Annotated in this window: 20 protein-coding genes, 1 pseudogene and 1 riboswitch; of the genes and pseudogenes, 12 read left to right on the top strand and 9 right to left on the bottom strand. The window is 53.7% G+C overall.

Annotated elements, in window-relative coordinates; genetic code table 11:
* Positions 1-13: 13 nt before the first annotated feature.
* The 3 genes from ubiA to psiE all read right to left on the bottom strand — a co-directional run bounded on the left by ubiA (position 14) and on the right by psiE (position 1,895).
* On the bottom strand, positions 14-898 hold the full coding sequence (gene ubiA, locus B880_RS0110005) for a 4-hydroxybenzoate octaprenyltransferase (protein ID WP_026042542.1): 885 nt from the start codon (positions 896-898) through the stop codon (positions 14-16).
* Positions 899-900: 2 nt separating this feature from the next.
* Positions 901-1,419 (bottom strand): chorismate lyase, encoded by a 519-nt coding sequence (ubiC, locus tag B880_RS0110000; protein ID WP_026042541.1) that lies wholly within the window; start codon positions 1,417-1,419, stop codon positions 901-903.
* 65 nt (positions 1,420-1,484) lie between these two features.
* Positions 1,485-1,895, bottom strand: a complete 411-nt coding sequence (gene psiE, locus B880_RS0109995; RefSeq protein WP_017347265.1) for a phosphate-starvation-inducible protein PsiE — start codon at positions 1,893-1,895, stop codon at positions 1,485-1,487.
* 325 nt (positions 1,896-2,220) lie between these two features.
* Between psiE and B880_RS0109990 the strand changes: the two genes are divergently transcribed.
* From B880_RS0109990 to B880_RS0109965, 6 genes are all read left to right on the top strand, one after another.
* Entirely contained in the window at positions 2,221-3,282 is a 1,062-nt protein-coding gene (locus B880_RS0109990; RefSeq protein ID WP_017347264.1) for an ABC transporter substrate-binding protein, read from the top strand.
* 18 nt (positions 3,283-3,300) lie between these two features.
* Positions 3,301-4,113 (top strand): alkaline phosphatase family protein, encoded by an 813-nt coding sequence (locus B880_RS0109985; RefSeq protein ID WP_017347263.1) that lies wholly within the window; start codon positions 3,301-3,303, stop codon positions 4,111-4,113.
* Positions 4,110-4,955: an ABC transporter permease gene (locus tag B880_RS0109980; protein ID WP_017347262.1), complete on the top strand. Its 846-nt coding sequence runs from the start codon at positions 4,110-4,112 to the stop codon at positions 4,953-4,955. Before B880_RS0109985 ends, B880_RS0109980 begins: the two co-directional genes overlap by 4 nt.
* A gap of 36 nt (positions 4,956-4,991) precedes the next feature.
* Complete coding sequence (locus tag B880_RS0109975) at positions 4,992-5,744, top strand: ABC transporter permease (RefSeq protein WP_036645783.1); 753 nt, start codon at positions 4,992-4,994, stop codon at positions 5,742-5,744.
* A 2-nt stretch (positions 5,745-5,746) separates the two neighbouring features.
* Positions 5,747-6,739 carry an ABC transporter ATP-binding protein gene (locus tag B880_RS0109970; protein WP_017347260.1) on the top strand — a complete coding sequence of 331 codons (993 nt, stop codon included), beginning with the start codon at positions 5,747-5,749 and terminating at the stop codon, positions 6,737-6,739.
* Between the two features lie 108 nt (positions 6,740-6,847).
* Positions 6,848-8,473 carry a Na/Pi cotransporter family protein gene (locus B880_RS0109965; protein WP_017347259.1) on the top strand — a complete coding sequence of 542 codons (1,626 nt, stop codon included), beginning with the start codon at positions 6,848-6,850 and terminating at the stop codon, positions 8,471-8,473.
* Between the two features lie 34 nt (positions 8,474-8,507).
* On the opposite strand, the gene panS is transcribed toward B880_RS0109965, so the two are convergent.
* The gene (panS, locus tag B880_RS0109960; RefSeq protein ID WP_017347258.1) at positions 8,508-9,437 is read right to left on the bottom strand and encodes a ketopantoate/pantoate/pantothenate transporter PanS; all 930 of its coding nucleotides are present in this window, start codon (positions 9,435-9,437) and stop codon (positions 8,508-8,510) included.
* A gap of 233 nt (positions 9,438-9,670) precedes the next feature.
* The gene (gene lysC / locus B880_RS0109955; RefSeq protein WP_017347257.1) at positions 9,671-11,023 is read right to left on the bottom strand and encodes a lysine-sensitive aspartokinase 3; all 1,353 of its coding nucleotides are present in this window, start codon (positions 11,021-11,023) and stop codon (positions 9,671-9,673) included.
* A gap of 107 nt (positions 11,024-11,130) precedes the next feature.
* Positions 11,131-11,325: riboswitch (Lysine riboswitch) on the bottom strand.
* 256 nt (positions 11,326-11,581) lie between these two features.
* On the opposite strand from lysC, the gene pgi reads away from it, so the two are divergent.
* From pgi to iclR, 6 genes and pseudogenes are all read left to right on the top strand, one after another.
* Positions 11,582-13,228 carry a glucose-6-phosphate isomerase gene (gene pgi / locus B880_RS0109950; protein WP_017347256.1) on the top strand — a complete coding sequence of 549 codons (1,647 nt, stop codon included), beginning with the start codon at positions 11,582-11,584 and terminating at the stop codon, positions 13,226-13,228.
* Between the two features lie 600 nt (positions 13,229-13,828).
* A pseudogene (gene yjbE / locus B880_RS27090) lies at positions 13,829-14,056 on the top strand (exopolysaccharide production protein YjbE); the annotation flags it as partial.
* Between the two features lie 72 nt (positions 14,057-14,128).
* Positions 14,129-14,776, top strand: coding sequence for a YjbF family lipoprotein (locus B880_RS0109940; RefSeq protein ID WP_017347254.1), 648 nt, complete (start codon positions 14,129-14,131; stop codon positions 14,774-14,776).
* On the top strand, positions 14,773-15,498 hold the full coding sequence (locus tag B880_RS0109935) for a capsule biosynthesis GfcC family protein (protein ID WP_017347253.1): 726 nt from the start codon (positions 14,773-14,775) through the stop codon (positions 15,496-15,498). The genes B880_RS0109940 and B880_RS0109935 overlap by 4 nt, the downstream gene beginning before the upstream one ends.
* Positions 15,498-17,588: a YjbH domain-containing protein gene (locus B880_RS0109930; protein ID WP_017347252.1), complete on the top strand. Its 2,091-nt coding sequence runs from the start codon at positions 15,498-15,500 to the stop codon at positions 17,586-17,588. Before B880_RS0109935 ends, B880_RS0109930 begins: the two co-directional genes overlap by 1 nt.
* Positions 17,589-17,751: 163 nt before the next feature.
* Complete coding sequence (iclR, locus tag B880_RS0109925; protein WP_017347251.1) at positions 17,752-18,588, top strand: glyoxylate bypass operon transcriptional repressor IclR; 837 nt, start codon at positions 17,752-17,754, stop codon at positions 18,586-18,588.
* On the opposite strand, the gene aceK is transcribed toward iclR, so the two are convergent.
* The 4 genes from aceK to metA all read right to left on the bottom strand — a co-directional run bounded on the left by aceK (position 18,589) and on the right by metA (position 24,474).
* A complete protein-coding gene (gene aceK, locus B880_RS0109920) occupies positions 18,589-20,322 on the bottom strand; it encodes a bifunctional isocitrate dehydrogenase kinase/phosphatase (protein WP_017347250.1) in 1,734 nt (577 codons plus the stop codon).
* Between the two features lie 45 nt (positions 20,323-20,367).
* On the bottom strand, positions 20,368-21,672 hold the full coding sequence (gene aceA / locus B880_RS0109915; protein ID WP_017347249.1) for an isocitrate lyase: 1,305 nt from the start codon (positions 21,670-21,672) through the stop codon (positions 20,368-20,370).
* Between the two features lie 16 nt (positions 21,673-21,688).
* Entirely contained in the window at positions 21,689-23,272 is a 1,584-nt protein-coding gene (aceB, locus tag B880_RS0109910) for a malate synthase A (protein ID WP_017347248.1), read from the bottom strand.
* A 272-nt stretch (positions 23,273-23,544) separates the two neighbouring features.
* Complete coding sequence (gene metA, locus B880_RS0109905; RefSeq protein WP_017347247.1) at positions 23,545-24,474, bottom strand: homoserine O-acetyltransferase MetA; 930 nt, start codon at positions 24,472-24,474, stop codon at positions 23,545-23,547.
* Between the last annotated feature and the right edge of the window lie 303 nt (positions 24,475-24,777).

The following is a 24,777-nucleotide window of genomic DNA, read 5'->3' as shown; positions in this document are numbered from 1 at the left end:
TCGCTTGTGACCATTACCACCAGTGGCTAAACGGTGCCGTGCTGAGCAGAATGCCAATAAACAGCGCCATACCGACATAGTTGTTATTCAGGAAGGCCTGGAAACAGGCGTCTCGCTCACGCTGAGCAATCAGTTTCTGCTGGTGCACAAACAGCACCGCCGCCAACAGTAGCGACCAATAAAAAGCACTGTTCAGGTGCTGCAAAATACCGACGGCCACCATCAACAACAAAGTTGCTAGCTGTAATAGCCCAACAATCAGCTTGTCATAGCGGCCAAACAGGATCGCCGTGGATTTGATACCGATTTTCAGGTCATCATCACGATCGACCATCGCGTACATCGTATCGTAAGCGACCGTCCAACATATGTTTGCCAGGAACACCAACCAACAAACCAAAGGTAAGGACTCACTTACTGCCGCCCACGCCATGGGAATGGCCCAGCCGAAAGCAGCCCCGAGCACCACCTGTGGTAAATGGGTATAACGCTTCATGAACGGATAAGTCCATGCCAGTGCCAGACCAACGACGGAGAGCAAAATCGTCATCAGGTTCATTGTTAGCACCAGTGCAAAAGCCACCAACGCCAGCCCGACAAACAGGACTTTGGCTTCCTTTGCACTCACCGCACCACTTGGTAAGGGGCGCTGATGCGTGCGTTTCACATGCCCATCCACTTTGCGGTCAGCAAAATCGTTTATCACACAGCCTGCGGCGCGCATGATGAAAACACCCGCGGTGAAAACAATGAACACCAGCAGTGGCGGATGCGCCATATCTGAGAGCCACAAGGCCCAGAATGTCGGCCAAAGCAGAAGCAGCGTACCAATGGGTTTATTGATACGCATCAAGCGGCTATAAGCCTGTAGTTTTGTCCTGGAGAGAATTGATTGCACAGTTATTTACCCTGGGAAAGCTGGCTGTAGACCGGCGCAGCGGGAAGAAACAGCTCAGTCAACAGAAACGGTTTATCTGACAGTCGCAGGCGCGAACGGCGTCCCCACAGCCCGTCAATCTGACCAATGGTAATAAAGTCGCGGCTGAGTGTCGAAGACGAGAACAGATAACGACCCAGTGGCCGTGTCCCCATCTGGCTCAGCATGGCTTCTGGCCCATCCAGTGTGCTTTCAGGCACCAGCGTGCGCCCGGCCAACCACGGAACCCCATCCCCTGACAGAATGATTTCACGCAGCCAGAAACGCGCTTCATCCGGCAATTGTGCCCGTTCTTCTTCACTGAGTTCGGCGGAAGTAATAAACCCTTCCCGGTAAGGCTGTACTGTCACTTGCTGGCAGTGGCGCTCGAAACGTAGCGTCATCGAGTCTTCTTCCATCAACCAGTCAAGTGTAAACGTTGAAGGCTGTGCCGACCCTGTCCAGCACAGCGCATGCAGAAGCGTTAGCGCATCTTGCGGCATAACGTTGATCCCTAGCATCGGTCAAAGGGCAGTAGTTTACCTTACTGATGCCAGGGAGGCTGTGCTTATTCGCGCTTTAAGCGATTGCTGTTTGCCAACCATAGAGTGATCACCAGAATCAGAATCGCTGAGGAGTAGCACAGCGTATCGAACGGATTTTTATGGTCAACAATGATCAGACGGATAATCGCCGTAATCCCGATGTAAACAAAATAGCGCAGCGGGAAGTGATAGCCTGACTGGAAATACTTCACAATCAGCGCGATAAACTCGAAATAGAGAAAATAGATGACAATGCCTTCAATCAGCAAATAAGAAGACGCCTGCTCACCGGTACTGAACAGTACGGTCGCCAGATGAATCGTCTCTTTGCCAAGAAAGACCACTAAAATAATCGCTAAAATCACCAAGCCAATGTTAAGCACCCATTGCAAAACTGTGGCGATATGTTGCCCGCCTGTTGTTTTTTTATGCACAATAAACCCCTGAATATCAGTCAATTACCGTTATTCATCATGCTCTAGCCTCCGAGAAATCACAATATCGTTGCCGTGCTTTCCTGCGGGCTTTCTGTTGCATTGTTTGTCCTGATTTTTCCGCCTTCACACCCATTTCAGCGCCATTGCGGCGCGTGTCTGCACTATGACAGTTCAATGACACTTCGCCTAAACCACCAAAAATATCCGTCTTTGTGCCCCCGGACGGGCAGTCATAAAAATGTCATCGCTGCTGGCTACATTGGCTCGGTTCTTGCTGGTCTGTATTCGCCAGGCCAATTCACTCATACCCGGAGCCTTAATAATGAAAGCGTTACTCGTCTCTGTTATTGCCAGTGCCGTTCTGCTTGCGCTCCCTGCTGCGCAAGCGGCGGATAACGATATGGCCGCACTGGAAAAAGCGGCTCGTGCGGAAGGTCAGGTCAACAGCGTTGGTATGCCAGACAGCTGGGCCAACTGGAAAGGCACCTGGAATGACATCAGCAACACCTATGGCATTAAACACAGCGATACCGACATGTCTTCAGCCCAGGAGCTGGCTAAATTCAACGCGGAAAAAGAGAATGCCAGCGCGGATATTGGTGATGTCGGTGCCGCATTTGGCCCGATCGCTGTGAAAATGGGCGTTGCACAGCCCTTCAAGCCGACCCACTGGGATCAAGTGCCCGCGTGGGCAAAAGATCCGGCGGGTAACTGGATGCTGGCTTACACCGGTACCATCGCTTTCCTGATAGATAAGCAGCAGGTCAAAGATGTTCCACACAGCTGGGCCGACCTGAAAAAAGGCAAATATGTGGTCACTATCGGTGATGTTGGCGTGGCCGCTCAGGCCGCGAACGGCGTGCTGGCCGCCAGCTATGCACTGGGTGGCGACGAGAAAAACCTGAAACCGGCACTGGATTTCTTTGCTGATCTGGCGAAGCAGGGCCGTTTAGGGGTTACCGATCCGGTGATTGCCAATATTGAAAAAGGCGAAATTCAGGTTGCCGTAGTGTGGGACTTCAATGGTCTGAACTACCGCGACCAGATCGATAAAAACCGCTATGACGTGGTGATCCCTTCCGACGGCTCGGTGATTTCGGGCTACAGCACCATCATCAACAAATACGCCAAACACCCGAATGCCGCCAAACTGGCACGCGAATACATCTTCTCCGATGCCGGGCAGATCAATCTGGCTCGTGGCTATGCCCGCCCGATTCGTGCTGAACACCTGACATTACCGGCGGATGTCCAGGCCAAGCTCCTGCCGCAGGATGAGTATAAGAATGCTCGTCCGATCAAGGATCAGGCTGCGTGGGATAAGACCTCGAAAGCACTGCCGCGTCTGTGGCAGGAAAACGTCATCATTAATATGAAGCAGTAACAGGCTCGGAGATAAAGCATGAAAACGATCCTGGTGGTACTGGATGGCCTGAGTAACCAGGTAGCGCAGTTTGCAATGGGCTACCTGCACGCAGAGTGCGCTCAGGGCAAAGGGCACTACTACTCACTGACCTGCGAGCTGCCTTCGCTGTCACGTCCCTTGTATGAGTGCATCTTGACCGGTGTCCCACCGGTTGAGAGTGGCATCATTCACAACGGCGTTGATCGGCTAAGCAAAGAGCGCAGCGTGTTTCACTATGTGCAGGAGGCAGGGCTAAAAAGTGCCGCCGCCGCCTACCACTGGGTGAGTGAGCTTTATAACCGTACGCCGTTTGTTCCGGCGCGTGACCGCCATACGCTCGCGCCGGAATTACCGATCCCCTATGGTCACTTCTATTACGATGACGGCTACCCCGACTCGCATTTGTTTGAAGATGCCGAGAGCCTGCGGTTGCGCTACGACCCGGACTTTCTGCTGATCCACTCAATGAACATTGATGATTGCGGCCATAAGTTTGGCCTCTCTTCCACGCAATATCGTAACCGGGCGCGCATGGCGGATGGCTATCTGTCCCACTGGCTACCGGGCTGGCTGGCTGCGGGTTATCAAGTGATTGTCACTGCCGATCACGGCATGAACGACGACCACTCCCACGGCGGCAATCTGCCGGAAGAGACGCAAGTTCCGCTGTTTGTCTTTGGCCGCGCCTTCTCGCGCCACGCCGATGCGACACCGCGTCAAACCGAGCTATGCGGTACGGTGTGCGAGTTGCTGGAAGTTGCACATGATAAACCCTGGTGCCAGGCACTGTTGGCGGAGCCGCGTGGATGAATAAAAAGCTCGTCGCGCTACTGCTGCTGTTGCCGTTTACGGTGTTTTGGCTGGCATTTCAGTTCGCTCCCTTGCTGTGGATTGCCATCAACAGTTTCTGGAGTGACACCAATGAACGCTGGGGCTGGGATAATTACAGCGACATTCTGACTTCTGCGTTCTATCAACAGGCGTTTGGTCTGTCGTGGGATATTTCGTTCTGGTCGAGCGTTTATGGCCTGCTGATTGCTCTGTTCTGCGGATATTCTCTGCATCAAATTGGTAGTGGGCGCTTACAACGGTTTATGATGTCCTTCACCAACATGACCAGTAACTTTGCCGGTGTCCCGCTGGCATTCGCCTTTATTATCCTGCTCGGCCTGAACGGTTGCCTGACGCTGCTACTGAAGCATTATGGCGTGATGCAGGGCTTTCGCCTGTTCTCGCGCGACGGCATGGTGCTGGTCTATACCTGGTTTCAAATCCCGCTGGGCGTGCTGCTGCTCTACCCCGCGTTTGATGGTCTGAAACGAGACTGGCAAGAGTCTGCCGCACTGCTGGGGGCCAGCCGCGCACGCTACTGGTGGCACATTGGCTTACCGATCCTGTTCCCGGCGCTGCTGGGGACTTTCGTTATTCTGCTGGCCAACGCACTGGGGGCTTATGCCACCATTTATGCCCTCACGACAGGTAACTTTAACGTGGTGCCGGTACGCATTGCGGCCCTGGTGTCTGGCGATATTTCCCTCGATCCCAACACCGGTGGGGCACTCGCCATGTTGCTGGTCTTACTGATGGCCTTTATTACTCTGGTGCAACAGTATCTGATGCGCCGCAGTTACCTCAACGCCAGACCGTCCTGACAGGAGCGACACGTGGAAAAGATTTATCATCGCTTTATGGTCGGGCTGCTGCTGTTGATTCTGGCACTGCCGCTGGTGGCAACGCTGCTGTATGGCCTGTCCAGCGAATGGAGCAACACGATTCTGCCGCAAGGTTATACCTTGCAATGGTTCATTGAACTGTGGAGCGACGGCCGTTTCCTGAGCGCATTAGGCCATTCACTGCTGATTTGCTTTGGGGCGCTGTTGTTTTCACTATTGCTGGTGCTGCCAGTAATGTTTGTGATCGCTTACTTCTACCCGAAGCTCGATGGCGTGATGAACGTATTGATTCTGATGCCGTTTGCCGTGCCCCCGGTGGTCTCCTCCGTTGGCCTGTTACAGCTCTACTCTAGCTCACCGCTGATGCTGACCGGCACACCGTGGATCTTGATCGGCTGCTACTTCACGATCGCACTGCCCTTTATCTATCGCGCGATTGCTAACAACATGCAGGCGCTGAATCTTAAAGAGTTGATGGATGCTGCCCATCTGCTGGGGGCCAGTAGTTTTCAGGCCGCACTGTGCGTGGTGCTGCCAAACCTACGCAAAGGGATGTTGATCGCCGTACTGCTGTCGTTCTCCTTCCTGATTGGCGAATTCGTCTTTGCCAATATGTTGGTCGGCAACCGCTACGAAACGCTACAAGTCTATCTTTACAATATGCGCAATGGCAGTGGTCACTTTACCAGTGCGCTGGTGATCTCTTATTTCCTGGTGGTACTGCTGGTAACCTGGCTGGCGAATGCCCTGAATCGTGAACGAGGCTGAGAATGAGCTATCTGCAAATTAAACAACTGAATAAGAGCTACGGCCCTACAACCATTTTCCAGCATATCGATTTCAGCGCCGAGGAGGGTGAGTTTGTCACCCTGCTTGGCCCCAGCGGCTGTGGTAAATCAACCTTACTGCGCTGCATGGCCGGGCTGACCAGCGTCGATAGCGGCGAAATCCTGCTGCAAGGACAGAATCTGGTGCCGCTCTCCCCCCAGCAGCGCACCATTGGCATGGTGTTTCAGAGTTACGCCCTGTTCCCGAATATGACGGTAGAAAAGAATGTGGCCTTTGGCCTGAAAATGCAGAAACTGCCCGCCAGTCAGATTCAGCAGCGCGTGATGGAAGCGCTGGAGTTAGTCGAACTGACCGAGTTCGCCAAACGTTATCCTCATCAACTCTCTGGCGGACAGAGCCAGCGCGTGGCCCTCGCCCGCTCATTAGTAACACGCCCGCGCCTGCTGCTGCTGGATGAACCGCTTTCTGCACTGGATGCGCGCATTCGTCGCCATCTACGCGAACAGATTCGCCGCATTCAGCAGGAGCTTAAGCTCACCACGCTGTTTGTCACCCACGATCAGGAAGAGGCGCTGACCATGTCAGACCGTATCGTCCTGATGAACCGGGGTAAAATTGTCCAGAACGGGGATGCAGAGTCTCTCTATACCCAACCCGCCGATCTGTTTGCCGCCGGTTTCATTGGTAACTACAACCTGATCAGTGCTGAGCAGGCACAGCGTCTTACCGGGCAGGTCTTCTCCGGGCAGGTGGCCATTCGCCCAGAGTCGATCCAGTTCTGCGATATCAATGCCGGTATTCCAGCGGTGATCCTCAGCCATAGCTTGCTGGGCAATGTCATTCGCTATCGTGTACGGGCACAGGATGTCGAACTTTCCGTGGATGTATTGAACCGATCGCGTGCAGATTTGTACCCTAATGGCAGCCAGACTGGTCTACAGTTAGCATTGTCTACACTGCGCGAAGTGGCTTAAAACACACAATAAATTGCGCAGTGAGGTGCGTCACTCCTCACAGTTAATGCTTCTCGCCAGGCGAGCTAACTGTGTTATCACAGGCCTGGCGGAGAAGAGGTGTGACAGGTGTTAACGTTACTTAATTTGCTGTCGGCGGTTGCCCTGTTGGTGTGGGGAACACACATTGTGAGAACCGGGATTATGCGCGTCTATGGCGCGGATTTACGCCGGGTTCTGAGCCACAGCATTGAAAAAAAACCGCTGGCTTTTGTTGCCGGGATTGGGGTGACAGCGCTGGTGCAGAGCAGCAACGCCACCACGCTGCTGGTCACGTCTTTTGTCGCACAAAACCTGGTGGGGCTGACGCCAGCACTGGTTGTCGTGCTGGGCGCGGATGTCGGGACCGCGATCATGGCCCGAATCCTGACGTTCGATCTCTCCTGGCTCTCTCCGCTGTTTATCTTCTTTGGGGTCGTGTTTTTCCTTGGCCGTAAGCAGACGCGCGCCGGTCAGCTTGGCCGTACCAGCATCGGCCTTGGCCTGATCTTGCTGGCGCTACAGCTGATTGTGACGGCGGCGAAGCCCATCACCCAGGCGGCGGGTGTCCAGGTGCTGTTCTCCACCCTGACCGGTGACATCGTGCTGGATGCCCTGATTGGTGCCATATTTGCTATCGTCAGCTACTCCAGCCTTGCCGCGGTACTGTTAACCGCCACCCTAAGCGCTACCGGAGTGATCTCCTTCAAAGTCGCACTCTGTCTGGTGATCGGTGCCAATCTGGGTAGTGGATTGCTGGCGATGCTGAGCGCCAGCAAAACCAACGCCGCAGGGCGGCGCGTGGCGCTGGGTAGCCTGCTGTTTAAAACCATCGGGATGGTGTTAATTCTGCCGTTTGTTAACCAGCTGGCAGACCAACTCGACAAACTGCCGATTAATGATGAAGAACTGGTGATCTTCTTCCACGTGTTCTACAACCTGATTCGCTGCATTGTCATGGTGCCGTTTGCTTCTGCCATGGCGAACCTGTGTACCCGTCTGATCAGTGATGATGTGGTGGACGATCAGAAAGTAAGAGCGCGCCATCTCGACAGCAGCGCACTGGATACGCCCGCGCTGGCGCTGGTCAATGCTGCGCGTGAGGCACTACGAATGGGAGATGTGCTGGAGCAGATGCTGGAGAGCTTCCATAAAGTCATGCATGGCAATTTACAGGAAGAGCGTCAGGTACAGCGACTGGATGATGACGTTGATACACTCTACACCGCCATCAAACTCTATCTGGCGCAGATGCAAAAAGAGGAGCTGGCAGAAGAGGAGTCGCGCCGCTGGGGCGAGATTATTGAGATGTCGCTCAATCTTGAGCAGGCTGGCGATATTATTGAACGCATGTGCGTGGATGTGGCGGGAAAATCACTGACCGCCCGGCGGGCATTCTCCGCAGAGGGCTTACAGGAGTTAGAAACGCTGCAAACTCAGCTGATCAGCAATTTGCGTCTCAGCCTGTCGGTGTTCCTTTCGCACGATCTCAACAGTGCTAAACGCCTGCGTCGTGCCAAACATCGCTTCCGCATCCTGATTCGCCGCTACTCTCATGCGCATGTGGATCGGCTGCACCAGCAAAATGTCCAGAGTATTGAAACCAGCTCGCTGCATCTCGGCTTGCTGGGGGACATGAAACGTCTTAATTCCCTGTTCAGCGCCGTTGCTTACACCGTACTGGATCAGCCAGATGACGAACGCGAGCTGGATTAAGCCATAAAAAAAGGCCGCTCACGCGGCCTTAATATTATTCGCTATCCGTTGGTTTTTTAATTGGCTTGCCTGACCAGTATCCCGCCAGCAGCGAGCCTGAAAGGTTATGCCACACCGAGAACAGCGCGCCTGGCAGTGCCGCCAGCGGTGAGAAATAGAGCTTGCCCAGAGTCGCCGCCAGGCCGGAGTTCTGCATGCCCACTTCCAACGCCAGCGTACGGCAGGTGGATTCGTCAAAGCCAAACAGCTTCCCGCCCCAGTAGCCGCCCAGCAGACCAATGGCGTTATGCAGGATCACGGCCGCGATCACCATAAGACCCACAGAGCCGATAAAGCTCTGGCTGCCCGCCACTACCGCGCTGATGATCAGTAAAATGCACACCATAGAGAATGCCGGTAGATAAGGCTCAACGCGACGGACGACACCGTTCAACGAGTGATGGACAATCAGGCCCAGCCCAATCGGAATCACCACAATTTTTACGATGCTCAGCAGCATCCCAACCACATCCACCTGAATATGAGTATCTACGTACAGTTTGGTCAGTAATGGCGTGGCAAAAACGCCAACCAGCGCAGAGACAGAAGAGATGGTCACTGACAGTGCAACATCACCTTTCGCCAGATAGATCATCACGTTGGATGCCGTACCACTGGCAACGCTGCCTACCAGAATCATGCCCGCAGAGAGATCCGGTGGCATATGGAACAGTTTCGCCAGGCCCCATGCCGCCAGTGGCATCACCAGGTAGTGCAGGAAAGTCCCGGCAATCACCGGCGCTGGGCGCACCAGGACGCGTTTGAAATCATCAATGTTTAGCGTTACGCCCATGCCGAACATGATCAGCATCAGTAGCCAGGTCACCCAAGGACCAATAGCGAGGAACGTAGAGGGCGTGTAGTACGCCGCAACAGAGAGCAGCACTGCCCACAATGGGAACAGGCGAGTAATTTTGGCGAGCATAGCCAGTTATCCTTATAAGAATGTTTGTTTGATGGCCGCAGATGGAGCGTCACGCAGGAACGACTGCGTAAACAGGCGCGGGATCATAACATTTCGTTATTGTAATGTGCTCAGAAGAGAGCCTGGCAGGGGAAAATGCGGATCGACTGCTGCCGGTCCGCATGAAAGGCATTAAATAACTCTGCTTTTTGCCGCAATGGCAGAAGGATCGCTCCCGCCATTGCCGTTAGGCGTTACTCGAACAGGTTTTTATGCAGGGTGCGAACCACTTCATCAGCATCATTGCCTGGTACGAGGAAGCAGAGGTTATTGCTGCTGGCACCGTAGCAGATCATACGCAGATGGAAGGGTTCCAGTACGCCAAACACCTCTTTACCCATCCCACAGGCTTTGGACAGATTGTTGCCGATCAGGGCAACCAGCGTCAGACCCTCTTCCACTTCAACACGGCACAGTGAAGAGAGTTCGGTCAGCAGCGCCTGAGTCAGCAGGCTGTCACCGGTAGAGGTTGAGCCGGTTGCATCCAGCGTCAACGCTACGCTGACTTCTGAGGTGGTGATCAGATCAACCGAGATGTTGTGACGCGCAAGAATGTTGAACACTTCCGCAAGGAAGCCACGCGAATGCAACATGTTCAGGCTGTGCAGCGTCAGCAGAGTCTGCTTACGGCGCATCGCCAGCGCACGGAACAATGGCGGATTTGGCGTCTCATTGCACACTTCAGTGCCACCCGCAGCCGGATCTTTACTGGAACCGACAAAGACCGGGATATCGCTGCGTACAGCTGGCAGCAAAGTCGCAGGATGGAGAATTTTGGCACCAAAGGTTGCCATCTCGGCCGCTTCTTCGAAGGAGATCACGTCAATACGTTTAGCGGTTGGCACCACGCGTGGATCGGTGGTGTAGATGCCCGGAACATCGGTCCAGATATCGACACGTGAAGCGCTCAGAGCTTCACCGAGCAGCGCCGCAGTATAGTCACTGCCACCGCGACCCAGGGTCGTGGTGCGGCCTTTCTCTTCACTACCAATAAAGCCCTGGGTCACCACCAGTGCTTCCTGCAGACGCGGCTGAAGCAGCGCCTGGCTTTGTTCTTTTAACGTTGCAACATCAGGTTCAGCACGACCAAAACGGTCGCTGGTGCGCATGACTTTACGCACATCGAACCATTCCGCATTCACGTTACGTTCACGCAGGATCTCCACAAACAGCAGCGTGGACATCAGCTCACCGTGACTTACCAGTTCATCCGTCAGTGCGGTTGAGGTAGCCAGTGCTGCCGCTTCGGACAGCATGGTGATGTTTTCCAGCATGCGATCAATCTCTTCGCGAATCACAGTTTGATTTTGCAAAGAGTCGATAATGGCATATTGGATACGGCGAATTTCATCAAGCAGGTACGCGCGTTGCGCCTGCTCCTGCCCTTCGGAAAGGGAAACCAGCAGGTTAGTCACACCAGCAGATGCGGAAAGGACTACCACACGGGTATTAGCATCAGACAGCACCACGTCGGCGCTGCGGTTCATGGCTGCAAAATCGGCAACGCTAGTGCCACCAAATTTCGCAACAATCAGATTTTGAGACATGAAATGACCTCGAGTCAGGTTACCTCGCTCCCGCAATAGCGCGGAGAGCACATCATCAGCCTGGGCACAAGGAAGGGACGAAAGGGCAGACAAGATCGGAAGACGAGTCACCCAGAAGCGCCCCACCCTCGCGGAACGTCCGACTGCGGACGATCCTGGTGACAACCCAGGGGATTCAGCCCCTGCAGCCGACAGACAATCACCCCGCGCGATTGTCCACCTCGGCGTCGCTCCCCCTATGTGTTTTCACTGGATACGGATCCTCCAACACACGACCTGGGCGACGCGCCTCTTCTGGCTTGCGCAGCGTGGCGCAAGTAGCCGCCTAGAAATACAGCGCAATCGCTTTTGTGTCAATGTTTGTCGCCCCTTGAGGGGGAATTTTCCTGAATTTTTTCCCTGCGCACCGTAAAACAAACCCGAATCGCGGTTGAGGGCTAGAGTGCTGGCAGTGACAAAATTTTTCCTTTCAGAAACAACTGTGGTCATACTGAAACCCGAAGCGGGTAATATACGCCTGGATGGAAAGCCGGTTCTTAATTCAACAAGAGTGTTGCTATGAAAAATATCAATCCGACACAAACCGCGGCCTGGAAGGCGCTGGAACAGCATTTTGACCAGATGAAATCGGTAACCATTGCCGAGCTGTTTGCACAGGATAACGAGCGTTTCGCGAAGTTCTCCGCGACTTTTGACGATCAGATATTGGTCGATTTTTCCAAAAACCGTATTACCCAGGAAACGCTCGATAAGCTGCAATCACTGGCGAAAGAGACGGACCTGAGCGGCGCGATTAAATCTATGTTCTCTGGGGAGAAGATTAACCGCACCGAAGACCGCGCAGTGCTGCACGTTGCGCTGCGTAACCGCAGCAATACCCCAATTCTGGTCGATGGCAAAGATGTCATGCCAGAGGTCAATGCGGTATTGGCTAAAATGAAAGGCTTCTCTGAGCGCATCATCAGCGGCGAATGGAAAGGCTACACCGGCAAGCCCATTACTGATGTGGTTAACATTGGTATCGGCGGTTCTGATCTCGGTCCATTCATGGTGACCGAAGCACTGCGTCCCTACAAAAACCACCTGAACATGCACTTTGTTTCTAATGTGGATGGCACGCACATTGCCGAAACAGTGAAAGATCTGAACCCGGAAACCACCCTGTTCCTCGTGGCCTCCAAGACGTTCACCACTCAAGAAACCATGACCAACGCCCACAGTGCGCGCGACTGGTTCCTGCAAACTGCCGGTGATGAACAACACGTTGCTAAGCACTTTGCCGCACTCTCTACCAACGCGAAAGCGGTGGGTGAGTTTGGTATTGATACCGACAACATGTTCGAGTTCTGGGACTGGGTCGGTGGCCGCTATTCCCTGTGGTCAGCGATTGGCCTGTCGATCATTCTGTCGGTTGGCTTCGAGAACTTTGAGCAGCTGCTGAGCGGCGCACATGCGATGGATCAGCACTTTGCGAACACGCCTGCGGAGCAGAATCTGCCGGTATTGCTGGCACTGATTGGCATCTGGTACAACAACTTCTTCGGCGCTGAAACTGAAGCTATCTTGCCGTACGATCAGTACATGCACCGTTTTGCTGCCTATTTCCAACAGGGCAACATGGAATCCAACGGTAAGTATGTTGATCGCGCGGGCAATCCGGTGGATTACCAGACGGGTCCAATTATCTGGGGTGAGCCGGGCACTAATGGTCAACACGCGTTCTATCAGCTGATTCATCAGGGCACCAAGCTGATTCCTTGTGACTTCATTGCGCCAGCCAACAGCCATAACCAGCTTGGCGACCACCATCCGAAACTGCTGTCTAACTTCTTCGCGCAAACCGAGGCATTGGCCTTTGGTAAAGCACGCGAAGTGGTGGAAAAAGAGTTTGCCGATGCGGGTAAATCTGCTGAGTCAGTCGAACACATCGTGCCGTTCAAAGTGTTTGAGGGCAACCGCCCAACGAACTCTATTTTGTTGCGTGAGATCACCCCGTTCAGCCTTGGCGCATTAATCGCGCTGTATGAGCACAAGATCTTCACGCAAGGTGCCATCCTGAATATCTTCACCTTCGATCAGTGGGGTGTTGAATTAGGTAAGCAACTGGCTAACCGTATTCTGCCAGAGCTGGAGAATGAAGCGGAAATTGCTTCACACGATAGCTCAACCAATGGTCTGATTAACCGCTACAAGTCCTGGCGTTAATCCTAAGCACTTGCATTAAGGGTGGCACTAGTGCCGCCCTTTTTTTGTTTTTCTGCTCTGAATTTGCATGGTACTAATCTTAAAAAAGCCTGACATGGCGCATTTTATTACGAATACTCCTGGTTATTCACAGGGATTATTTTGGCACCAATAACAACGGAGACTATTATTTATTCATTTAAATACATGGAGTTAATGTATGTCTATATTGAGGTAATTCTGATATTAATGTAAAAATCACAAAAGAAGTAAAATACAGAACATTATTCGTTGATTTGTTAATTATGACTAAAAACAACATTCAGTCATTAATTAACCCCCATTAAATAAGTGACATATTCTCTATTTTAACCCCTCTAAAGCCGTTAATTGGTGCTTTTAACTGCCCTTTTCCCCTCTATGAAGTCTGCTAATTTGTTGCCATATACTGAATGCGCCCAACCGGGTAGATCCTTCATTCCTTAAATGCAGGAAATTGTTATGAAAAAAACTCTGGTTGTTCTCGCAACCTTGTTAACCGCAGCCACCACCAGCGCGGCATTTGCTGCACCTGGCGATCGAGGTGCTGCACAAAGTGCCGGCCCATTTGCGGCGGCACAGGGCGCTACAGCGTTCAGCGCTCCACAAAATGCGGCGTCCTTTAATGCACCGCAAGGTGGCGGAACCGCAGCTGGCGCTCGCGCAATCTCCGCTTCAGCAGGCGCTTCGGCACCTGCTGGCGTCGGTGTTGCCGGTGCGTTAGTGGGCGCAGGTGTCGCGGCGGCGGGCGGGGGTGATGGTGCCAATACCGGCACCACTACCACCACCACCACAAGCACCATGCGTTGATATCACCGCCTTAACCATAACCACACATTTGTGTGGTTATTCTGCTTCAGCCTGAACCTTGACGGAGCCTCAGTGCGTCGACTTACTCTGCTTCTCAGTTGCCTGCTTTTACAGGCCTGTACCCAAACCGAACAAGGGCTGCAACAGTCGCTGGTAAGCGCTGTTACCGGGCCGCAAGATATCACTCTGACGCCACAACAGATTGCTGATACACCATATGCGAGCCTGTATGCGCGCATCAATCACGGTCCACGTATTTTTGTCGTGCTGGCATTTAACGAAGCAGGCAGCCAGAAATGGGTCACTGCCGATGAAGCTATGCTGGTCACTGTGCATGGCCGACTGGTGAAAACCCTCGGGCTGAAAGATAACCTGCAAGATGTGAGCAATTTAGCGCAAGACCCGCTGGCACAGGGGCTGACGCTGGCCGAAGGTGCCCAGTGGACGCGCATTATTCAGTGGCAGGAGCAGGGAAAAGTGCGCGCGGATACCGCCACCTCACGCTTCCACCGCCTTGCCGATAGCACTCTCGATATCGCTGGGCAGCAGGTTCCCTGCAGGGTTTGGCAGGAATCCGTCACGCTGTCAGCCACTCAGCGCCAGTGGCACAACACCTTCTGGATCGATAACCGCAGTGGCGAGGTGGTCCAGGCGCAACAGACCCTCGCCGCAGATGACTTCCCGGTGGAAACCACCCTGCTTAAGCCTGCAAAATCATGATGATAAAAACGATCATAGCCAGCCTGATGCTGTGTGTCGGCACGGCCTACGCCAGTGCTGAGATCCAGATCCATCAGCAACCCGTCCTGCAACTTAGCCACATCAACGATTTGGCACAGCTCGTCACCCAACCGGCACTACAACAAAACTGGTGGCCCGGTACGGTGATTGCCGATCCCGCACGCAACGTGGTGGCCCAGCAGCAATATCAACAGACGCTGGAACAGATCCAGCACTGGCAGCGTAACAGCAGCGCGGACTATGCAGAGACGGCACAAGCGCTCCTGCGACAGCTTGGTCAGATCCGGGTGACGGGACGCCTGTTTACCTCGTTAGACCCGGATACTGTGCGTCTGTATGCCGCCGCTAACCGTACGCTGGCAGGCAAGTACGATCTCTATCCGGCCCATCGGCCAGACACCATTCTGCTGCTTGGCGCGGTAGACGGGGCGGGAGCGATTCCCTGGCAGCCGGGCTATAGCGTGCGTCAGTACCTTGCACATCATGCCACGCTAGCCGGAGCAGATAAGAGCTACGCCACGGTGATTGCACCCGATGGGAGTGCAGAGCAGGTGCCAATCGCCTACTGGAATCAACGTCATGTTGAGGTGATGCCAGGCAGCATCCTCTGGCTCGGTATTGATCCCTGGCATCTGTCCGGCGAAGACCGATCTCTTAACCAGCACATTGTTTCTCTTCTGACTAAGCGGATCCCGGACTGATGAAAAAACCGTTGCTTCTCAATCTGCTGGCGCTGTCTGTTGCCACAGCTTTTCATGCTCAGGCTGACACCTTCCCCGATCCCGTTGGCCCATCGCAGTCAGACTTTGGTGGTGTTGGTTTAATGCAAACGCCCACCGCGCGCATGTCCCCGGACGGCGAATTCAGCCTTAACTATCGCAATAACGATCAGTACCGCTTTTACTCTGCTTCACTGCAACTGCTGCCCTGGCTGGAAACCACCGTGCGCTACACCGATGTGCGCACCCGGCAATACAGTAGCAATCCCGGATTCAGCGGCTCACAGAGCTATAAAGATAAGTCGTTCGATTTCAAACTGCGCCTGTTAAACGAGAGCTACTGGCTTCCAGCGGTGGCCTTTGGTACCCGCGATCTCGGCGGTACTGGCCTGTTCGACAGCGAATATCTGGTTGCCAGCAAAGCCTGGGGTCCACTGGACTTTACCTTCGGTATTGGGTGGGGATATTTGGGCAACAGCGGCACGCTGACCAATCCCTTCTGTTCAGCCAGCGAGAGCTACTGCAAACGCCCAAGTGGCGGCACGGCAGGTGCAATCAACGGCTCACAGATGTTCCACGGCCCGATGGCCCCGTTTGGCGGCGTAGAGTATCAAACGCCGTGGCAGCCACTGCGGTTAAAGCTGGAGTATGAGGGCAACGATTATCGGGGTGATTTTGCCGGTAAGCTGAAGCAGACAAGCAAACTCAATGTGGGTGCCGTCTACCAGCTGAACAGCTGGACCGAGCTAAATGCCAGCTATGAACGTGGCAATACCTTCATGTTTGGCGTGACGCTGCACACCAATTTTGATGCAATCCAGCCCGGTCACGTTGATAGCCCGAAACCGGACTATCGACCCGATCCCCAGGATGCGATGCTGGAGCCGAGCGTGGTAGCCAGCCAGTTGGGCGATCTTAAGTACAATGCGGGGCTAAATGCGCCACGGATCCAGACTCAGGGATCGACACTGTATGTTTCCGGTGAGCAGGTGAAATACCGTGATACGCGCGAAGGGATCGATCGCGCCAATCGGATCATCATGAATCATCTTCCCGCCGGGATCGACACTCTGGACGTGACCGAATCTCGCGCCAATATGCCACAGGTCACCACCCGTACAGATGTGGCCAGTCTGCGGCAGGATCTGGCGGGTTATCCCCTTGGGCAAGATCGTCCCCTGCGCCAGCAAAGAGTCGATCCGGTTGATCCAGGCACAACCGAACAGGGCTATTTCATTCGCAAAAGTCGTTTCAGCTATTACCTCTCACCGGTACTCAATCAGTCGATTGGCGGCCCTGAGAGCTTTTACATGTACCAGCTCGGCGTGATGGGCGGCGCAGATTACTGGCTCAGCGACCACCTGTTGGTCGGCGGCAGCGTGTTCGCCAATCTCACCAACAACTACAACAAATTCAACTACGACGGTCTGAGTGCTTATCATGGCCTGGCCCGCGTGCGCACCCACATCCGCCAGTACGTCGAGAACAAAGCGTACGTAAACGACCTCCAGGCGAACTATCTCGGCTACCTTGGTAATGGCTTCTACGGACAGCTGTATGGCGGCTATCTGGAAACCATGTATGGCGGCGTAGGGGGCGAAGTATTGTATCGCCCTATCGACAGCAACTGGGCATTTGGCATCGACGCTAACTATGTGCGCCAGCGTGACTGGGATGACATGATGCGTTTCACCGCTTACAAAGCGCCAACCGGACATCTCACCGCCTACTGGCGGCCATGGTTTATGCAGGATGTGCTGGTGAAAGCCAGCGTTGGGCAGTATCTGGCGAAAGATAAAGGCGCAACGGTGGATATCTCCAAACGCTTTGACAGCGGTGTGGTGGTGGGTGCCTACGTGACTAAAACCAACGTTTCGGCGGAAGAGTACGGTGAAGGTGATTTCACCAAGGGCTTCTATATTTCCGTACCGCTTGATCTGTTCACCACCACGCCAAACCGTGGACGTGCGCAAATTAACTGGGTGCCGCTCACCCGCGATGGCGGACAGATGCTGGCGCGTAAGTACCAACTCTACAACCTCACCAGCGATCGGGACGATCGATTTAATTGATCCCGATAAAACACGCCATGGGGTAAGCAGGACCGGGCGTGTTTTTTTCTTCAACTGGAAACATGCAGGAAATGCAGGCCTGCATGTGCCCTCCCGGCATCATTTACTTTCACGCGGATTAAAACGAAAATGGTTTCCAGAATCGGTCACCAAGGAGCCTGTTATGGCCACCCCCGTAGCCGCAAAACGCGGTAAGAAACCCCGTGCTGTTGCGGCGACTGCTAGCCCCACGTCCACTGGCGGCCAGGTACAGTCACTGACCCGAGGCCTGACGTTACTGGAGCTGATCGCAGCGTCGCACGGCAGTGTCGCCCTGACCGACCTGGCACAACAGGCAGGTTTGCCCAACTCCACCACGCATCGTCTGCTCACCACCATGCAGCAGCAGGGCTTCGTGCATCAGGTGGGTGATTTAGGTCTCTGGACCATTGGCGCTCATGCTTTTGTGGTCGGCAGTAGCTTTCTGCAAAGCCGCAATTTGCTGGCGTTAGTCCATCCGGTACTACGCCAACTCATGGAAACCTCGGGTGAAACCGTTAACCTGGCCGTGCTGGATTTGGGCGATTATCAGGCAGTGATTATCGACCAGGTGCAGTGTACGCAGTTGATGCGCATGTCCGCACCGATTGGCGGCAAGCTGCCTATGCATGCATCCGGCGCAGGCAAAGCATTCCTTGCCCATCTTAGCGATGAACAAGTTACAAAACTGCTGCATCAGAAAGGCTTGCATCACTACACGCCGAAAACCCTGATGTCACCACAAAGCCTGAAGGCCAATCTGGCGCAGGTACGTAAAGCTGGCTTTTCCTTTGATGATGAAGAACATGCGCTAGGCCTGCGCTGTGTTGCCGCGCCGATCTACGATGAACATGGTGAGCCTTTTGCCGCACTGTCGATTTCCGGCCCGCTGGCACGTATGACGGATGACCGCATCACGGAGTTAGGCGCGCTGGTGATTCGTGAAGCGCGTAAAGTCACGCTGGCTTTTAGTGGTCGCTGATTATGCTAATGCGTTGAGATAACGCACGCTGAAGCGCTGGCTGTGCCGCCAGGCCATCACTTCTTCAATATGCCCCTGCGCAATCCGTTGTTGCAGGGCGCGCCACCAACTGGGATCAAACAGTTCAGGGTGTAGCCGCAGCAGCAGTGCTCCGGTAGCGGCTTCGCAGCACAGCACCGGACGGAATGTCGCCGGGAAAACGTCATCCGGCCCGACGCTGTACCACGGCTCCGCGCTGAGCTCATCCTCCTCGTAGCGGGCCGCAGGCACATCACGAAAACACAGTTCGCTCATCGGGCGGATCTCATCGTAATCATAAAACACCACCCTGCCGTGGCGCGTCATGCCGAAATTTTTAAACAACATATCGCCTGGAAAGATATTGGCAGCCGCCAGCTGTTTGATGGCATTACCGTACTCTTCAATCGCGTGCTGCTGTTGTGCGGGTGTCGCCTGTGCCAGCCACAAGTTGAGCGGCTGCATTCGGCGTTCGAGCCACAAATGGCTGATGACCAGGCTTTCTCCTTCAATGCGTAACTTCTCTGGAATTGCCCGCTGTAGCTCGGCCATTAATGCAGCGGGAATACGGGCCAACGGAAGGGCAAAATGGCTGAATTCTTGCGTATCCGCCATGCGGCCTACGCGATCGTGCTCTTTTACCTGCTGATAGCAGGCTCGCACCTGCTGTGGCGTGACCTCTTTTTGTGGCGCGAAAGTGTCACGCATCACCTTAAAGACGCGATCAAAACCGGGCAGCACAAAGACCAGCATCACCATGCCCGGTACACCGGGTGCGATCTCAAAGGGTTGGGTGCTGTGCTCCAGCGCGTGCAAATATTCGCGAAACGTCTCTGTTTTCCCGTGCTTCTGGCAGCCAATCGCCATGTAGCGTTCTGCCAGGGTTTTGCCCGGCAAAATCGGTTGTAGCCAGGCGACCAGGGCGGCAGGCACCGGGGCATACACCATAAAATAGGCACGGGCGAAGCCAAATACGATGCTGGCATCGTTGCTATCGGTCAGGCAGGTATCAATCCATAGCTTCCCACCTTCGTCACGTTGTATCGGCAGCAGGAACGGTTGAATCCCCTGTGGCAAATGCAGACGAGCGACTAACCAGGCCGTTTTGTTGCGATAAAACAGTTCACTGGAGACTTCCAGCGACGCAGAGCCTAACTGTGCTTCGCTGAACTGTTCATGCAGATGGCATAAGATATGGTGTGCATCACGCGGCAGATCGCGCCATGCCAGCGAGAGTGGTACATCATGCAGAACTTGCTGTATTAGCCTCAGCCAACCCGTTTGTGGATGATAGCAACGCGCCAGGGGCCGAAGCGGCTGCGTGTCTCCAGCAGGCACGGAATGGCTGGCAATAAACAGGCGCTCTGGATGTAAGTGCCGATGCCCATACAATCGGCAGTAGACGGAGTTAAAAAAGCTTTCCGCAATCTCATGGCGAGGATAGCCCGGCAGCAAGGTTTCATAGTGCGCTTTCACTTTTAGCCAGAAATTCTCATCCCAGCGGCTGGCGTCACTCAACGCGCGTAGCTGATCGGCCACCAGCCCTACATGGTGATCATAAAGATGAATACGCGCTTTCATCGCCTGGCCTACGGCCTGCCATTCAGCCTGTTCAAAACGTTGGCGAGCGCCTGCTGTGACATCCAGAAAGCGACTGTATTGCGCATCAAAACCTTGCAGGATGGTGTGAGAGATTAGGGCAATGGCAGAGGACATAGGCCGCTCCTGAAAAAGCCCTCTGGTAGCCAGAGGGCGGAGAACTCAGAACTGATGGGCTTCGGTGGAGTTATTCATCGCCGTCACTGAGGAGTTGCCTCCCTGGATAATGTTAGTGACCTGATCGAAGTAGCCAGTCCCCACCTCCTGTTGATGCGAGGAGAAACTGTAGCCACGTTCACGCGAAGCGAATTCCGGTTGCTGCACTTTTTCCACGTAATGGCGCATTCCTTCGCCCTGCGCATAGGCATGGGCCAGATCGAACATGTTGAACCACATGCTGTGAATGCCCGCTAGCGTAATAAACTGGAACACGTAGCCCATCTCACTCAGTGCCTGCTGGAAGTGGGCAATGGTGCGATCGTCGAGATTCTTCTTCCAGTTAAACGACGGTGAGCAGTTATAGGCCAGCAACTTGCCCGGATACTGCGCGTGAATCGCATCCGCAAAACGCTGTGCCAGTGCCAGGTCTGGGGTTGAGGTCTCACACCACAACACGTCAGCGTAGGGCGCATAGGCCAGTCCACGACTGATCGCTTGTTCGATACCCGCGCGAGTGCGGTAAAAGCCTTCAGCCGTGCGCTCTGGCAGAATAAATGGCCGATCGTTAGCATCGCAGTCTGAAGTGATTAAATCCGCCGCATCCGCATCTGTCCGGGCGATTAGCACGGTGGGCACGCCCATGACATCCGCCGCCAGACGTGCGGCAACCAGTTTCTGGATCGCTTCCTGAGTCGGCACCAGCACTTTGCCTCCCATGTGTCCGCACTTTTTCACCGCGGCCAGTTGGTCTTCAAAGTGAACGGCAGCCGCCCCGGCTCGAATCATTGATTTCATCAGTTCATAGGCATTCAACACTCCGCCAAAACCGGCTTCAGCATCAGCCACAATCGGCAGGAAAAAGTCGATATAACCGGCATCGCCAGGGCTACTGCCATTGGCCCACTGAATCTGATCGGCGCGTTGAAAACTTTGGTTAATACGTTCAACCACGGCAGGAACGGAGTTCACCGGATATAAAGACTGATCCGGGTACATTTCCCCAGCCAGATTGGCATCTGCCGCGACCTGCCAACCAGAGAGATAGATCGCTTCAATGCCTGCTTTGGCCTGCTGCAATGCCTGCCCGCCGGTTAATGCGCCCAGGCTGTTGATGTATCCTTTTTGGGAACCGCCTTGCAGCAGATGCCACAGTTTTTCTGCGCCTCGCGTCGCCAGCGTACAGGCAGGTGAGACCGAGCCGCGCAGCTTCACCACATCACTGGCGCTATAGGGGCGTTCAATGCCCTGCCAGCGTGCTTCATCACGCCACTGTTGTTCAATTTGAGCAATTTGTTGAGTACGCGTCATGGGTGTTCTCCTCATTTCAGGGAAGCAGGCGGTAGCCCGGTAAGGTCAGAAAAGCGATAAGGTCCGGCTGTAGTGTGATGTCCTCCATTAATTTCGCGGCCTGTGCAACGGGATTGGGATTGCCCGCAGATTGCAATACCTCTAGCTCCTGTTGCAGCATCTCGCGGAATAGTGACTCTGTGACTTGCCGTCCGTCATTTAGCGTCTGCTGGTGATGGATCCACTGCCAGATTGAGGTACGCGCGATTTCAGCGGTTGCCGCATCTTCCATTAATCCCTCAATGGGTACACAGCCATTGCCATTGATCCACGCCGCCAGATAACAGAGCGCCACACGAATATTGGCGCGCATGCCTGCTTCCGTTCTTTCACCTGTGCAGGGTGCCAGTAACTCAGCGGCAGTGATGGGAGCATCCTGTTCGCGTCGAATGTGGAGCTGATTCTGTGCCGTGCCCAGCACCTCTTTAAATGCCGCCATTGCAGTGTCAGCCAACCCAGGATGCGCAACCCAGGTGCCATCGTGGCCGTTGCGCGCTTCCCGCAGTTTGTCTTCTTTAACCCGCTGTAAAACCCACTGATTTTGTTCGGCATCTTTACTTGGGATCAGCGCTGACATGCCGCCCATCGCAAAGGCTCCACGCCGATGACAAGTGCGCACCAGGAGACGGGAGTAGGCATCAAGGAACGGCTGTGCCATCGTGACCTGCTGGCGATCCGGCAGGATGCGATCGGCATGCTGGCGCAGCGTTTTGATGTAGCTGAAGATGTAATCCCAGCGGCCGCAGTTAAGTCCAACGATGTGATCGCGCAGATGCCAGAGGATCTCATCCATTTGAAAAACCGCCGGCAACGTTTCGATCAGGACCGTGGCCTTGATCGTGCCACGCGGCAGATCAAAATGATCCTCGGCATAGCAAAAGATGCGGTGCCACCAGGCCACTTCCTGCCAGCTCTCGGTTTTTGGCAGGTAAAAGTACGGACCACTCCCCTTAGCCAGCAGCGCCTCAGCGTTATGGAAAAAATAGAGCGCAAAATCAAACAGCCCAGCGGGAATGGCTGCCCCCTGCCAACGCACGTGTTTTTCATCCAGGTGCAGTCCGCGTACGCGGCACATTAAGATCGCGGGATCTGCCTGCAGTTGGTAGATTTTTCCGTCCGGACTCTGATGCCGCAAAGTACCGCGTACTGCTTCCCGCAGCGTTTGCTGCCCCTCAATCAGCTTCTCCCACGTAGGGGCGAGTGAATCCTCGAAATCAGCCATGAATACATTGACGTTGGCATTCAACGCATTGATCACCATTTTTCGATCTGGCGGGCCTGTGATTTCCACCCGACGATCGCGCAGTTCCCCAGGAATACCGCGAATTTCCCACTCGCCGTCTCTTATGGAAATAGTTTCCGATTCAAAGTCAGGGAGTTCTCCAGCATCCAACTTCTGCTGACGTAACTGGCGAGCATACAGCAACGCTCCACGATCCTCGCTGAAACGCATGACCAATTGCTGTAAGAAGTTCACCGCTTCCGGCGTTAGAATTTGCTGATCTGACGGGGATAAATCACGATCAAACTGAAGATCGGTATCAATCGCTGAATCTGTCATCGAGGCTTACTCCTGTGATCGTTGAGATCGATATGGCGCGATCCGATGTAGGGTGTTTTTTAAGCTACTGGATCTCAGGATAAACATTTAAATTTCAAAATCAAAAACTATTTCCATTTTTATTTAATTATCATTATAAACACATGATTAAAATGGATTTATTTTTTTTATTAAAAAGGCAATTATTTTCAATGTTTCTTCGGCATAAAAAAAACCGCAACAGTTACCTGTTGCGGTGCATTGTGGCGGCCTACTGCGAATTTTCTGGGTGATTACTCTAACGTCGGATTCATTTTACGCAGATCAAATGGTGTGATCTGATAGACATAGTAGTTGAGCCAGTTGGAAAACAGCAGATTGCCGTGGCTACGCCAGGTAGCACTTGGCGTCAGCAGTGGGTTGTCCTGTGGGAAATAGTTATAGGGTACGAGTGGCTCAAGTCCGGCATCCGTATCACGCTGGAACTCCCCAGCCAGCGTGAAGGCATCGTACTCCGGGTGGCCTGTGACAAATGCCAGGCGCTTGTCTTTACTCGCCATCAGATAGGCACCGGTCTGCTCAGAATCAGCAAACAGCTCTAAATCGGTGTAATCACGGATCAGCTGAGTGGGGAAATCTGCATAGCGTGAATGTGGTGCAAGGAATACATCATCAAAACCACGGGTCAGCAACGCGTGTGGATGCAGCGTTTGATGTTCAAACACGCCTGCCAGTTTAGTCTGTCGTGTCTGTTTCGGAATACCATAGAGAATATTCAACGCCGCCTGTACGGCCCAGCAAACAAATAGCGTAGAGGTCACATGCTCTTTTGCCCAGTGCAGTACACGCTGGATCTGTGGCCAATAGGCGACGTCATTAAAATCCACCAATCCCAGCGGGGCACCCGTGACGATCAATCCATCAAAATTATCGTGTTCAATATCTTCAAAGTTGCAGTAGAAATTGTTCAGGTGCTCAGTGGGCGTATTGCGGGATTCCCGGCTGTCGATGCGAAGTAACTGCACATCAATTTGCAGCGGTGAATTCGACAGTAAACGTAGAAACTGATTTTCAGTCTCGATTTTTTTCGGCATCAGATTAAGTATCAAGACCTTCAGAGGACGAATTTCCTGCACACTGGCACGTGAGGACGTCATAACAAAGACATTCTCATGACGTAAAAAATTCACAGCGGGTAAATCGTCGGGAATTCTGATCGGCATAACCTGATAACCTCTTACAACCGTATAAACGTTTAGACATCCAGATGCCTGACATTATCCTGGCATGATAAAAATGTCGAGCGCTCATGCGATTTATGAAAATGTTTCAGCTTAAAGCGGGATTTAATGGGCATAATCGGTCGATATTGCCGCATTTCAAAGTGAATAACAGCGTTCTATATGCATATTCCACATATAGAAGATAGCAGAGGCTGAGTAAATAATGCCTGAGCGAGTGCTTAATAAAGAGATTATTCGGCTGCCGAGCGATGAGAAGAGGGGATTTTTATGTGCCGCAAACGC

Source organism: Pantoea sp. A4 (genome assembly GCF_000295955.2).
In the GTDB taxonomy this organism is placed as follows: Bacteria; Pseudomonadota; Gammaproteobacteria; order Enterobacterales; family Enterobacteriaceae; genus Pantoea; species Pantoea multigeneris.
Note: the sequence above shows the minus strand (reverse complement) of the source record. Positions and strands in the feature narration are given on the sequence as shown.

Excerpts from the sequence above, each read along its gene's own strand:
- ubiC (WP_026042541.1), bottom strand. The coding sequence starts at position 1,419 with ATGCCGCAAGATGCGCTAACGCTTCTGCATGCGCTGTGCTGGACAGGG.
- B880_RS0109990 (WP_017347264.1), top strand. The coding sequence starts at position 2,221 with ATGAAAGCGTTACTCGTCTCTGTTATTGCCAGTGCCGTTCTGCTTGCG.
- B880_RS0109985 (WP_017347263.1), top strand. The coding sequence starts at position 3,301 with ATGAAAACGATCCTGGTGGTACTGGATGGCCTGAGTAACCAGGTAGCG.
- B880_RS0109980 (WP_017347262.1), top strand. The coding sequence starts at position 4,110 with ATGAATAAAAAGCTCGTCGCGCTACTGCTGCTGTTGCCGTTTACGGTG.
- B880_RS0109975 (WP_036645783.1), top strand. The coding sequence starts at position 4,992 with ATGGTCGGGCTGCTGCTGTTGATTCTGGCACTGCCGCTGGTGGCAACG.
- B880_RS0109970 (WP_017347260.1), top strand. The coding sequence starts at position 5,747 with ATGAGCTATCTGCAAATTAAACAACTGAATAAGAGCTACGGCCCTACA.
- panS (WP_017347258.1), bottom strand. The coding sequence starts at position 9,437 with ATGCTCGCCAAAATTACTCGCCTGTTCCCATTGTGGGCAGTGCTGCTC.
- lysC (WP_017347257.1), bottom strand. The coding sequence starts at position 11,023 with ATGTCTCAAAATCTGATTGTTGCGAAATTTGGTGGCACTAGCGTTGCC.
- pgi (WP_017347256.1), top strand. The coding sequence starts at position 11,582 with ATGAAAAATATCAATCCGACACAAACCGCGGCCTGGAAGGCGCTGGAA.
- B880_RS0109935 (WP_017347253.1), top strand. The coding sequence starts at position 14,773 with ATGATGATAAAAACGATCATAGCCAGCCTGATGCTGTGTGTCGGCACG.
- B880_RS0109930 (WP_017347252.1), top strand. The coding sequence starts at position 15,498 with ATGAAAAAACCGTTGCTTCTCAATCTGCTGGCGCTGTCTGTTGCCACA.
- iclR (WP_017347251.1), top strand. The coding sequence starts at position 17,752 with ATGGCCACCCCCGTAGCCGCAAAACGCGGTAAGAAACCCCGTGCTGTT.
- aceK (WP_017347250.1), bottom strand. The coding sequence starts at position 20,322 with ATGTCCTCTGCCATTGCCCTAATCTCTCACACCATCCTGCAAGGTTTT.
- aceA (WP_017347249.1), bottom strand. The coding sequence starts at position 21,672 with ATGACGCGTACTCAACAAATTGCTCAAATTGAACAACAGTGGCGTGAT.
- aceB (WP_017347248.1), bottom strand. The coding sequence starts at position 23,272 with ATGACAGATTCAGCGATTGATACCGATCTTCAGTTTGATCGTGATTTA.
- metA (WP_017347247.1), bottom strand. The coding sequence starts at position 24,474 with ATGCCGATCAGAATTCCCGACGATTTACCCGCTGTGAATTTTTTACGT.